9 protein-coding genes are annotated in these 13,465 nt (G+C 41.5%); all 9 read right to left on the minus strand.

Annotated features, from left to right (window positions below; genetic code table 11):
• Nucleotides 1-37 precede the first annotated feature (37 nt).
• The 9 genes from LAQ65_RS03090 to LAQ65_RS03130 all read right to left on the minus strand — a co-directional run bounded on the left by LAQ65_RS03090 (nt 38) and on the right by LAQ65_RS03130 (nt 13,329).
• Entirely contained in the window at nt 38-952 is a 915-nt protein-coding gene (locus LAQ65_RS03090) for a sterol desaturase family protein (protein WP_224115470.1), read from the minus strand.
• A gap of 10 nt (nt 953-962) precedes the next feature.
• Nucleotides 963-1,124, minus strand: a complete 162-nt coding sequence (locus LAQ65_RS03095; RefSeq protein ID WP_224115471.1) for a hypothetical protein — start codon at nt 1,122-1,124, stop codon at nt 963-965.
• Nucleotides 1,125-1,264: 140 nt separating this feature from the next.
• Entirely contained in the window at nt 1,265-3,100 is a 1,836-nt protein-coding gene (locus tag LAQ65_RS03100; RefSeq protein ID WP_224115472.1) for an arylsulfatase, read from the minus strand.
• A gap of 4 nt (nt 3,101-3,104) precedes the next feature.
• Complete coding sequence (locus LAQ65_RS03105; RefSeq protein ID WP_224115473.1) at nt 3,105-4,538, minus strand: arylsulfatase; 1,434 nt, start codon at nt 4,536-4,538, stop codon at nt 3,105-3,107.
• Between the two features lie 6 nt (nt 4,539-4,544).
• Entirely contained in the window at nt 4,545-5,432 is an 888-nt protein-coding gene (locus tag LAQ65_RS03110; RefSeq protein ID WP_224115474.1) for a hypothetical protein, read from the minus strand.
• A gap of 22 nt (nt 5,433-5,454) precedes the next feature.
• Entirely contained in the window at nt 5,455-6,897 is a 1,443-nt protein-coding gene (locus tag LAQ65_RS03115; protein WP_224115475.1) for a RagB/SusD family nutrient uptake outer membrane protein, read from the minus strand.
• A 77-nt stretch (nt 6,898-6,974) separates the two neighbouring features.
• Nucleotides 6,975-10,091 (minus strand): SusC/RagA family TonB-linked outer membrane protein, encoded by a 3,117-nt coding sequence (locus LAQ65_RS03120; protein WP_224115476.1) that lies wholly within the window; start codon nt 10,089-10,091, stop codon nt 6,975-6,977.
• A 511-nt stretch (nt 10,092-10,602) separates the two neighbouring features.
• On the minus strand, nt 10,603-11,307 hold the full coding sequence (locus tag LAQ65_RS03125) for a hypothetical protein (protein ID WP_224115477.1): 705 nt from the start codon (nt 11,305-11,307) through the stop codon (nt 10,603-10,605).
• A 324-nt stretch (nt 11,308-11,631) separates the two neighbouring features.
• The gene (locus LAQ65_RS03130) at nt 11,632-13,329 is read right to left on the minus strand and encodes a DUF4091 domain-containing protein (RefSeq protein WP_224115478.1); all 1,698 of its coding nucleotides are present in this window, start codon (nt 13,327-13,329) and stop codon (nt 11,632-11,634) included.
• Nucleotides 13,330-13,465: the final 136 nt, after the last annotated feature.

The raw sequence follows: 13,465 nt of genomic DNA on the forward strand, positions 1-13,465 counted from the left end.
TGCAATCAATACAAGGATGTAAGTATATTCTGCCTGTTCAGGATGCTACCCGTGTAATGTTATAATTAAGCGCTGGTTCTTCCACCGGATCCTGGGCTACCATTGGTCCGTCAGCAGACAATTCACTCCCTTCTTTTTTCGATTTAAAAATTGGCCATAGGAACTGTGCATACCATTCTTCTTTTTTATAGTTTTTGGTTCCGTAGCCTGAAGGATATTGGCGGGTGATGATGCCTGTCTTAAAAATCACGTCCCAGATAAAAAACATGTTGCCAAAATTCCCTTTATAATAGCCAACACCATCATCAGTAGTATCGGCATGGTGGGCATGGTGTGTTGCAGGAGTTGAGATTAGTCTTTCCATTACCCATGCAACTGGATGCAACCATTTTTTAGTATAGAATGGTTTGTCCCATTTGATACTTGAATGTGCTCCTGTTGTTATCAGGGATTTCAAGCCAGTTACAAAAATCGCTGCATAGCCCAGACCCAGGTAGGTAAGTGCGGCGGTCAGGTAAATTTGCGAGAAGAAAATTGTGTACAATAAATTCTGCCGGCTGGCCATTGCCATTCCCATGTATGGAGCGGAATGGTGGGTGCGGTGGAAACGCCATAGCCAGGGAACCTGGTGGTGCAGGCGGTGGTACCAATACTGCGTAAGGTCATCTGCCACTGCAATGATCAGGAAGCCCCAGAAAAAAGGTACCCAGGAAAAAATTCCTTTCAATCCCGGTAATAAAGCAGGCAGTGCCAATAATGTGAAATATACAATAGCTGGCCTGATCACGATTTTTGGCACTACAAAACAAACGATATCCAGTATGCGTTCGTTTTTATCCCACTTGTTTTCATAGAGTCCGAGTGCAAATTCAACGATTCCGGTAATGATCATCAGGACCGGTAGTCCCCATACACTGAGGTTTCTAAATATCAGTTCGATATAATGTAGCATGTTTTGGGTTTTAGTGATTGTTAAGAATTGTTGCGGTAGTTTTTTCCTTCCAGGGTCTTTGGCCGTTTACATAAAAGGTCAATAACATCAATACAACAGGCAGTGCATAAATGAACAGGCTGATGATGATATCCCTGGTTAATTTTCGGGCTGTGTCTTTTTCAAGTTTCATGTGTAAAAATTTATGGTAAACTATTTTGTACAAGGAAGAGTCCGGCGAGAAATATCAATAAGGGAACTAAAAACACGAGGATACCAACGATGATTTTCTTCGTGATTAATTTGATGTCCTGGAAATTCATGACAGTATATTTAGAAGGTTTTAGTATTTGAAGTTTTGTGGATCCTGCGTTTGAACACATCATCCCAATCAATGAAGGGATAGATATTATTCGTTTTCGCTTCACTATCGAAAAGTGCTTTCAGCTCTTTTAATTTTTCAGGATATTTAGAAGCCAGGTTTACCCTTTCATTAAAATCTTCATTCAGGTTATACAATTCCCAAACATCATTTTCATAACTATTATTCAGGGAATCTTTTCCAGGTGCAGTCACATCTATGTAATCCGGATGATGGGTTGCCGCAGCTTTCCAGCCATCTTTGTAAATGGAGCGGTTACCGAAAATATAGTAGTACTGTTTTGTGTGGTGAGAAGCAGCTGTGGCATCTTTCAGGGAATAAAACAATGAAGTGCCCTGCAGGGTATCCTGTTTAATGCCCTTGATCTGTTCTGGTAGTTTTATCCCGGTAACATCCAGTGTAGTTGGTAACAAATCGATTACATGCCCGTATTGTTTCCTGATACCGCCTTTCTCCAATCCGCCTTTTGGATAAAAAATGATTAATGGATTCCGGGTGCCGCCTTCTGACTGTGCATCCTGCTTCCATAATTTGAATGGTGTGTTGGTGGCCTGGGCCCATCCCAAAGGGTAATTGGTTTGTTTGCCCTGAGGTGTGCCAATAGCGTCAATTTCAGCCAGGTTTACTTTGATTGCTTCCTCATCAGGAAGCCTTTTGCCCATAACGCCCTTGTTGATAGCCCCGGTATATGTGCCTTCCTTACTGGCACCGTTGTCGCCGATGACCAGGAAAATGATGGTGTTATCCAGCTGGTTAATTTCTTTCAGGTAATTAACAACACGGCCAACTTCATGGTCGGTATAGGTTAGGAAACCAGCAAATACTTCCATGAATTTCGCATACAGTTTCTTTTCATTGGCGGGTAAACTATTCCAGGCTTTCAAATTTGCATTACGGGGGGGGAGTTGTGCATTTGCCGGAATGATGCCCAGTTTTTTCTGGTTGGCGAGCACTTTTTCGCGGTAAACATCCCAGCCTTCATCAAATTTCCCGGCATAGGCATCGCTCCATTGTTTGGTTACCTGGTGCGGCGCATGGACTGCTGCGGGTGCATAGTATAAAAAGAAGGGTTTGTCTGGTGCGGCTTTTTTTTGCCGGGCGATATAACTTATGGCTTTATCGGTGATCTGTTCATTGAGGTGGCGGCCATCCGGTTTTACATGGGCGTTGTCTTCAACAAGGTCGGGCTCATACTGGTCGGTTTGGGAACCCAGGAAGCCAAAGAAGTGGTCGAAGCCTTTTCCGCTTGGCCATCGATCAAATGGACCAGCATCAGTGGCTTCTTCATCGGGAGTAACACCGTATTTTCCAACAGCAAAAGTATTGTAGCCATTTTCGCGGAGAATTTCAGCAATAGTGCCTTTGTCTGCAGGAATCCTGCCATCATAACCTGGAAATCCAGCGGATAAAATGGTATGGGAAAATCCGCCGACATGCACATAGTGGTGATTCCTTCCGGTTAACAATCCGGCACGCGTAGGCGCGCAAATTGCGGCTGTATGAAAATTTGTATACCGTAATCCCTGGCTGGCCAGGCTATCAAAAACAGGTGTATTGATGAGGCCGCCAAATGCGCTTGATGCACCATAACCGACATCATCCAGCAAGATCCAAACCACATTAGGGGCGCCAGCCGGTGCTTTTACCGGGGGTGCCCACCATTCTTTTGATTCGGCTAATGTTTTACCAACAACCCCCTGGTAGGGCTGCGTATTTTGTGCTATGGCTGGTAATTGTTTAATGCTCATCCCTGTTACAAGAGCTAATATTAGGGTTGTTTTTTTCATGCTATTATTGTTTCTTTTCGTATTTAAATGGAAATAAAAGGGAAGGCCTATGTGCCTTGTCCATAAGCTGGTTTAATTCGGTGACTTTCTCGGGGAATTTTGCCGCCAGGTTATTCACTTCACCCGGATCATTTGCCAGGTCATAAAGTTCTACAGGGCCGTTGGGTAATGAATCAACATTCAGTTTTACAGCTTTCCAATTTTGTTGTCGCAGGGCCTGTTTACCATCTTGTTCATGAAACTCCCAATACAGGAAATCGTGTTTTTGTTGTTTACCTGAACCAGTTAAAACAGGTAATAATGAAACGCCGTCTGTTGGTCCGGAAAATTTTGACTTAGCCAAAGCAACTGATGTAGGTAAGATATCCCAGAAAGCACCAACAAAATCAGTGCTGCCACCTTGCTTTATTACGCCTGGCCAGCTTGCAATAAATGGAACATGTATCCCACCTTCATATAGGTCGCGTTTGGTTCCACTGTAGATGCCATTACTGTTGAAAAAATCGGGGTCCGCACCACCTTCAATATGCGGCCCATTATCACTGGTAAAAATAATAAGGGTATTCTTATCAAGTCCTCTTGCTTTTAAAGCAGCAACCACCTGGCCTACATAAAGATCAAGCCTGCTGACCATTGCAGCGAAACTGGCATGTGGGTAAGGTTGGGAGCTGTAACCATCATCGATTGCATTTGCTCCATAATCTTTTCCAGTAAAAGGTTTTTCCGGAAAACGGCCTTTATATGTATGGAAGATAGAATCATCCGGAACCAATAATTCTGCATGTGGCAGGATATAGGGTAAAAATAAAAAGAAGGGTTGCCGGTTAGATTGTTTAGCAATAAAAGACAGGGCTTTTTCCTGGATCAGATCTGGTGCGTAAGTAATTGTTTTTTTAAAACCTTCATTTTCCTGCAACTCAATTTTTTGTTGGTTGTCCCAAAGGTGATCAGGATAATACCGGTGTGCAAGTCCCTGTGAATTATAGCCAAAGAAATGGTCAATCCCCTGCTTATTGGGATCCCCTTCAGTACCAACCGGACCTAAACCCCATTTCCCAAATGCACCAGTAATATATCCGGCTTTTTTCAGAATTTCCGGTAAAGTAATAATGTCTCCTGCCAGTGGTTCTTCACCTTCCGGAAAGGCTGCTTTATTTCCCCGGATATAGGTATGCCCGGTATGCAGGCCAGTCAATAATGCCGAACGGGAAGGAGCACATACCGTAGCACCGGAATAAAATTGCGTGAAATTAAGACCGTTAAATGCCAGCCTGTCGATATTTGGTGTAAGGAATTTTTGCTGTCCATTTACTGAAATATCTCCATAGCCTAAATCATCAGCTAATATGAATACAATATTAGGTTTTGAATTAGGCAGTTGAGCAAATCCTGGTTGCAACCAAAATCCTCCAAATATTATAAATAGTAACTTATTCACCGGTGGCTATTTTTTTGGTTCACTGATATTTAAGGTCAGGAATCCATATTCATGGTTATAGGCCTGTCCCTTGGTAAGTATCCATTGTATAAATGCTTCCAGGCTTTTGTTTGGTTTATCTTTTTTATACAATACATAAACAAACTCTACCGGGATTTTGGGATGGTTATTTTTTTCCTGGAATGCAAGTACATCATCTATTGTGTTGTAGATGTTTTCAGACGCATCTATTTCCCCGTTTTCATCAAGATCAATAGGAATTATGGCAATGCTGTCAGTAACTTTCCGGCTTTGTAAATTGTAAATAAAGCCAAGATTATTATAAGAAACGCCATTAGCATCAGTTTTGACGGCATTCAATAAATCACGATCGTCTCCCGCAACACCAATTCCTGATATGTCTTTTTGCTCATGACCGTAATGATGGGCAAATGAAATTGATGCGCAGGCAGGCTTGCTTCTTGTATACACATTAAAAGGGTTTTCTTGTGTATTTTGTTTATCGGTGGCATTTAAAGTGAAATAAATATTGCTGATTGATTTTTCTGAAAACCCCCGTGATAACAGTTCCGCCAAGTCCTTCCTTTTACTATTTACGATCGGCAGTTGTATGTATCTTGCCAAGGCAACATATGATTTTCCACCTGCCAGGTCAGTTTGATCAAGGCTATGCGAAACTATTTGCAATGCAATGCTATCTGCCGGCAACTTAGCTCCGATTTGAAACCTTATTTCCGGATGTTGGAGATGGAATTCATCCGCCCACCTCTGCATGATCGGATATACCAACCGCGTACCGGTTATGGTGATGATACCATTACCGGCCTTTAGCTGGGACTGACCATTTATTGATAAGACAAAAAAAACAATCAGTAAAAAAAATATTCTCTTCATCTGTGTATTGGTATTAAGGAAATTACCAGCCTGGATTTTGTTTTAAGAGCGGATTCAGGTCAATTTCAACTTGTGGAATGGGATACAAATAATTTTTATCACTTACATTGGGTTCTTTGGCCGGAATTTTTTTCAAGGCCTCTACCAATGTTCCACTTCTCACCAGGTCAAACCACCTGTTAGCTTCCTGCACGAACTCTTTTCTCCTTTCCAGGAAAACTGCATCCCTGAATTCAGCTTGTGAAAGTTCTGGAGCGAGATCATGCGCTACACCCCCGTAAGCCCGGGTCCTGACTTTATTTATTGCCGCATAAGCGTCGGCAGTGGGTCCGCTGATTTCATTCAATGTTTCTGCGTATAGTAATAGAATATCTGCATATCGTAATACGGGGAAATTCACACCGCTTTGACCCTGGTTGGTCAATGGATTAAGCGTAAAATCTATGAATTTCCCAAAATGTGTAACTGCACCAAAATCAACAATTGTATTGTTTGCAGGATTGAATAATTTATTGAAGAAGGAAACTGCCCTGCGCGTATCGGTGGTATCGAAAATAGCTACCAGCCTTTCGTCGGGAAGGTCACCGGCATAAACCGCGGGGTTGTAAGAATTGAAATCACCGGAACTTAAAAAGTTAGCACTGTTTTTTGCTCCCAGGTTGGTTTCATACTGCACTGAAAAGATATGTTCCTTACCATTTTTTGTCGGCTTCTGGAAAGCATCCCTATAATTCGCGAAAAGGTCATACCCGTAAGAGCCTGTAGCATTCGGAAAAGTTCCGGTTGTTAATACAGATTCCAATTCAAGCTTTGCATTTGTCCAATCCTTTCTGGTTACGTATACCTTTGCGAGCAAGGCATGTGCTGCACCAGATGTTACCCTGCCTTTGTCGGCTCCGGTGTATGACTTTGGCAAATTAGTTGCATCAGTGAGATCTGCGATAATTTGACTGTACACTTCATTAAGCGGGGTCCTTGCCACTTTGAGGCTATTGACATCAACAGTGGTTGGGTCATGCAGGATCAAAGGTACATCACCATGCAGTCGCACCAGGTTAAAATATAATAGTGCCCTGATGAATTTTGCCTCATTAACCAGGCGGTTACGTAAGGTTTCATCAAAGTGAATATTGGGAATATTGTCAATGGCAATATTTGCCTTACTTATCCCGTAATAATGCTGTTGCCAGTTTTTTCTGACCCTGTCATTGCTCGCAACATAGGTAGTGGTACCTAAGGCACGCACATCGGGATTAGTATTCGATGGACTGTAGACCTGGTCGTCACTACCATTCCCAATGAGGAGGTTAAGGTTTCGGCCATAAAGCGGGAAATCACCTGCAGGGTCGCTGTTTAATGTACTGTAAACAGCCGACACAGCAGCAACTGCATCTGATTGCGTTTTGTAAAATTGATCCGAAACAATAATTGAACTTGGCTCCTCTGTCAGTTTATTGCACGACATTAAAGTGCTTGAAGAAAAAATTGTTAAGATAATAAAATGAATATGGTAATTTTTCATTGAAGTAAATTTTGAAATACTTAAAAAGTGATATTAATACCAGCAAGGAATGTTTTTGAAGAAGGATAAATGCCATAGTCAATACCTTGTTTAGTATTGTCACTGTCATAGAAATTAACTTCCGGATCCAGGCCGGTATACTTTGTCCAGGTCGCCAGGTTCTGTGCTGAGACATATATCCTGAGCTGCTTTGCGCGAATTTTTGAAGTAAGGCCATTGGAAAAATTATACCCCAGTGAAATGTTTTTAAGTTTCACATAGGAGCCATCTTCGACCAATTTGTCAATTACCTGGGGAACGGGGGAGTTGGTTGCCCTTGGTTCAGTTCCATTTGGATTTGATGTACTCCAGCGGTTCAGTAAGGAAGCCGATGAGTTTAAAGACAGCGTTGGGATTTCCAGTTTCTGGCGCAACAAATTGAATATTTTATTGCCATATGATCCCTGGAAAAATATTGAAAGGTCAAAACCTTTATAGTTGAAATTGTTAGTAAATCCGAATGTGAATTTTGGTTGCGAGTTTCCAAGGTCAACTTTGTCAGCAGTAGTTACTGCACTATTGCCATTTACATCAATGTATTTACGGTCACCTTCTTTTTGTGGTACACCGGCTAATATTGGGGTACCTTTCGAGATATCCTCAGCTGTCAGTAGTCCATCGGTTTTATATCCCCAGAAAGTACCAACGGGCAATCCGACTTTTACGATCACAGGAGACACCTGGCCTGTTGGTGCTATTGGGAAATAAGAATTAACCCCTTCACTTAAGCTTAGGATTTTGTTTTTGTTCACTGCAAAAACAAGTGCAGTTTTCCATCCCAGTACTTTTGATCGAAGGTTGTCTGTATTCAATCCTAATTCAAACCCTTTATTTTCTACACTGCCCGAATTTTTCAATACGCTTGTATAACCTGAATACAATGGGAACGGTACGTACAATAAGAGGTCGGATGTTTTTTTGTAGTATACATCAAAAGTCAGGTTGACCCGGTTTTTATACAGGCCTAAGTCAATACCTCCATTATATTGTGTAGTGGTTTCCCATTTAAGGTCGGGATTAGCCAATTGTGCGGGTGAAATTCCGGTTACCAGTGTGCTGTTGAAATAGTAGTTAGTTGGTGTTAATACTGCCAGGGAACTATATGGCGGTACTTCTGAATTACCAGTTTGTCCTGCTGTTAACCTCAATTTCAGATTGCTGACCTGGTCAATTCTATTGATAAAGTCTTCAGCCCCGGCATTCCAGGAAAAACCAACAGAAGGGAAAAATCCCCATTTGTTATTTTTACCCAATCTTGATGAGCCATCTGCTCTTCCTGAAAGTGTAAGGCTGTATTTGTGCTGGTAAGAGTAATTCACCCTTGCCAGGTAAGAATTCACTGCAGACTCATGGGCATCTGACTGTGAGAGTACTGGTGTTCCTGCAAACGACATGTTATTGAATTTTGTCAGGTCATTCGGGAATTTTTGAGCGCTTGCTACTGATGATTCATCAGTTGAATGCTGCATGGTATAACCACCAAGAACATTTAGAAAATGATTATCATTGAAGGTGTGGTCCCAGGTCAATGTATTTTCATTCAGCCATGAAGTAGCTGAAACTGCTCCGACCGAGGCATATCCAATAGCTGCATATCCAGTTGACGCCCCCGCAGGTGAACCTGTATAGGACGGGGCATAATAGTTTTGCTTGGTATTGAATATGTCTGCACCAGCTGTAACTTTTAATACCAGGTCTTTCAGGATTTTATATTCCAGGGCAACATTACCTAAATACCTTGTCAGGTAAGACTGGTTTGTAGTAGTAGCAATATCCTGTAATGGGTTTGTAGGGGTGGTGGAATAGGGACTTGAAATATTGTAGGTACCGTCATCATTCCAGATTTTCACTGCAGGTGATGATTGAATAAGGATCGGGAAAGCAGCCGAGCCAAAATTGATACTGCCATAAGTATTTCCAAACAACTTGGTATCATCAGATCTGCTGGCAAATATATTGGCACTAATTTTCAATTTGTCGGAAACATTCCTTTCAAGGTTCACACGGGCCGAATACCGTTTAAAACCAGTATTTGTAACAGTGCCATCCTGGGAAAAATAATTACCTGCAATCAGGTATCTAGATTTTTCATCCCCGCCTGTAAAAGAAAGCTCATGATTTTGAACATTTGCATCGCGCAATGCGGAATTTTGCCAGTCTGAACCAATGCCAATTGCTGCAATAGCAGAATCACTGAAGGTTTTAGGTACATTGTCACTTACATTGATATCATTCACCAGTGATGCCCACTGGGAACCATTCAGCAAAGCCAGTTTTTTAGTTATTTGCTGGCGCCCAACATATGCACTGTAATTGACATCATTTTTACCTTTTTTACCACGACGTGTAGTAATGATGACAACACCATTTGCACCTCTTGAACCATAAATAGCTGTTGCAGATGCATCTTTTAAAACATCAATTGATTCAATATCACTAGGATTAATACTGGATAAAGCATTGATAGCTGGTCCATTGGAAGCTCCTGAATTGCTTAATGCATTGTTATTGTAAACAATAAATCCGTCTATTACATACAATGGATCATTACCGAAATTTATGGAGTTGCCACCACGTATCCTGATGGTAGCAGTACTTCCCGGTTGCCCTGAACTTTGCGTCACTGCAACGCCTGAAACTGAACCCTGGAGCAGGTTATCAAATGATACAGCTGGTTGTTGCAAATTTGATTTGGGAACTGAAGCTACAGAACCGGTAATGTCTGTTCTTTTTTGTGTGCCATAACCAACTACAGTTACTTCGTTCAACTGGTTCTGTAATTCCTGAATTCTGATTTCGATTACGGATTTGTCTACATAGATTTCTTTGGATTGATAGCCTACAAAACTGACTAACAGGGTATATGGAAATCTTTGGCCTGTTTTAAAAGAGAATTTTCCATGGTTGTCGGTAGCCACTTTGTGGGTTGTTCCTTTAATCTGGACGGTTGCGCCTTCCAGTGGGCCTTCCGTTTTAGTATCAATTACCCGACCGTCTAAGACAGTATTGATAATCGGGTCTGTGGATGGTTGTGCCGAAGCATTCAATGATGATATAAAAACAAGGCAAATGGTCAATGGCCCTAATAATTTTTTCATTATTTATTAATTGAAGAGGTAGGAAAGTTGATGAATACCCCGGTGCAGCAGCCGACAGCCCATAAGAAGCCAACCACCGGCCCGACTGGGTTCCAGAGGCTGCTGCCCGGGATATAATAATAGTTTTAGCTAAGCCACTGATGAATTACATGGCTCAGGTATGCAAGCAAAAAAAAGGTTGTGCTTAAACTAACAACAACAGAAAAAGTTGGAAGAGGAGTGTATGTGATAAATTACCACCACAGCCTTAATTGGCATTCTTTTTTTTGTAGGTTTCATTTCATTTTATTTTGAAATAGAAGACAAACACTTGCAGCTGGTGGTTAGCTGGACAGGTGCAGTTTTTTAAGACTCATTAATTATTAGTCTACTAAAACTATAGACAAAGTAAAAGTAAATAATCTGGAAATCCAAATGAATTGATGGTATTTTTTTAAAATTTTCTGCAAACGGGATAATTACAGAATGGAAATAAGCCACGATATAAGTATCGTGGCTTATGAATTTTTATTTATCCTACAAAGCAATATGCACAGCCATGTTCCTGTGCACGGCCAACTGCCCAAACACCGGATGGTACAATTTGTATACCTGGCAATAAACCATCAACCATTTCTTTATAAACCTCTTCTGCTTTAGTGCCATTATTCTGGGCAATGACATTACTATACACTGTCATGGCCATATTACAAACGCAAAACATTACCCCATCTTTCTGGAGGTCATTAATGCCGATGGCAACCGGACCAATCCCCGGTACTTTAAAATCATCGGCTTTGGGTTGCCAGAAGGCATTTCTTGTGGCTGGAGCCTTTGTTGCAGGGTCGTTAATTTTAAACATTTCGCCGAATTTATATTTCTCCCACAAACTATTTTGCATAGTAAAAGGGATGGCATTATGCCTTAATACGACTACAACATTACTCTCATTCATTGGCGTACCGGTTTTTTCATTCGTTGATAAGAATACCCGTGGCCAGGCGAATGGGAACATTTCATGCGGGTTGGGCACATCATAGACGATACGATGCTTGCCTTTTATTTTGTTAAACCAGGTATCTGCATCAGAAATTCCTTCTTCAGGCAGCCATTTTTCTGAAGCCTTAACTGGCAGCGGGGAAACCAGGGAGCTTAGTCCGAGGAATGCAGCTCCCGAAAGAAACGTACCTAAAAATGCCCTGCGCTGGTTTGGGGCAGGGACTTGTTTTTTTTTCATACAGCATTGTTTTATTGGTTAAACATTAATGGAATGCTTCTGTAAACAGAAATAATATTCCTGTTCGAATGGGTACAAGTAGAAGTCCGACTGACTGTTGGATAGGGGTGGGAATTTGGAGCAAAAAGACTGGAATAAAGCCAATTGATTGGAAGGCCGCTTAACAAATTAATCTCAGGTAATTTGTTCAATTGCCTAAGTTACAAATTTGGTACCGGAATTCCTTTTGCTTTTTTTCTATTTTGAAGGCATAATTTCCTTTCAGCCCAGTGGAAGGGAAAGGTAACCGTATAAACAGGGAAATGTTTTTATGATTTTTCCGTGTTAATAACTATTAAGCGTTTTTTGGGCTTTTTCAATCATGGTTGCAGCACTGGTTTTATCCAATGATTTTATGGTGAAAATGGCCAGCAACTTGTTTAAGGACTCCAGGTTTTTGGTATTTTTTTGCCGGATAAATTCTTCTTTAAGGATCCTTACCTTTTCAAAATCCTGGATGCCCTCTATTAGTTTTTCAAAGCGAATGGAAGTCCATGGACCAGGGTATACCTGGTAAGTATCACCAGCAGGCCAGGCAGTATAACGGCTGTCGGCCAATGGATCTTTTACCCAACTGTTATAAGCCCACCTGAGGTATCCATTGAAGCCATTTGCGGCTGCATACCAACCAAGCCAGGCACCTTCCGCCGGAGGCGAAAAAGTGAATATATTTGGCCTTGCTTCTACACAGCAGGTATAATATGTACTGGGTTTGCCAAGGCTTTTACGTTCCTCTAAAACTTCGGGGGTAAACCGGAATTTCGAAGCCACACAATAATCATAAATATCCTTTTCGATTTCCGGATGGTATTCCCCGGCCAGTGCTATTTTCCAGGCTGGATCAATATTTTTAAGTAAGGCAATTACTGCCTTCATATCTGCCATAGGTCTTTCATCCATAGCGATCCTTGTAATGGAAAACCAGCCCTTTTCTTTAAGATGTACCGTAAAATCTTTCAACATGGCCGACCAATGGCTGTTGTATTCTTCAGAACCAATTTTGGCAACCAGGGCAGTATCTTTGGACAGGCTTTCATCATAATATTGGAAAGAGAGTTTCCAGGGTACCATAGAATAGCAATTGATGCCTTTATTTATGCCACAGCTCATTACAAACGAAACATATTGGTCAAATAAGCTGTAATCATAATACCAGCTGCCATCTTTTTTCTTTACCCATTTTATCAGGCTTGGAAAATCATCATATGTCTGGTGGTTCCAGGGTTCAGTGATGATGCTGGTTGTAACATATTTCTGTCCTGCATTGGCCAGCATAGTATAATAAGGCCGCATAAACGCGTAATGCGCAACACTCCACAATGGTACATTATGGATCCTGGAAATTGCTGCCGGGTGTTGCCACAGGTCCAGGGCGAATGTCCAGTCACCCGGTGGTGGTAATTCATGGTTAACCACTGTCAGGGAAACCTGGAGCTGATAAGGCTTATCTGCATTGATTGTAACAGTTCCTTTATACTCTCCAGGAGTTGCTGAAGCCGGTACCTGTATACTTAGCCAAACTGGTTGGACAGTATATTGCTTTACTGCTGTTGCTGTGGCAGGATCAATAGGATCAGCTACAAGAGAAGAATCGAAATCCTTTGGTTGACGGTATCCGCAGCCATTCGCGAATTCATCTGTTATAACATAGCGAAGGAATCCCGAAGTAATATTATTGGCATTTATTTTCTCGCCACTGTTATTGGTTAATTCATTAGCCTGCACACTCAGGTTACTGATTTTTTCGCTTGACCAAACCAGGAGCTGTACCTGTACTTTTTCACCGCGCCAGGCTTTAGCTGTCCATTTGGTATTAGCAGCAATTTGTGGTAATTTATCCTGTGCATATCGTAAATTGCTACTGGCAAAACTGACAGTGGTGCCCGGTTTCATTTTTTTCCAGGCAGCATCCTGGGCAAATAAAGAACTAAAATTGGTAATGCATAATAAAAGGAACAATAAATTGGTGGCAATTTTTTTCATACCCTGGTTGGCAAGTTTTCGTTGAAATTCCTTTCAAATATCTGTTAAAAAACAAGCCGGGGAATTTTTTCTGCCATTTAGAATTGCAGGACGGCACAGGACGGTTATATAACACCAAATAATTATTGTTGTAGGC

It is taken from the genome of Flavihumibacter profundi, from assembly GCF_020076305.1.
Classification (GTDB): domain Bacteria; phylum Bacteroidota; class Bacteroidia; order Chitinophagales; family Chitinophagaceae; genus Flavihumibacter; species Flavihumibacter profundi.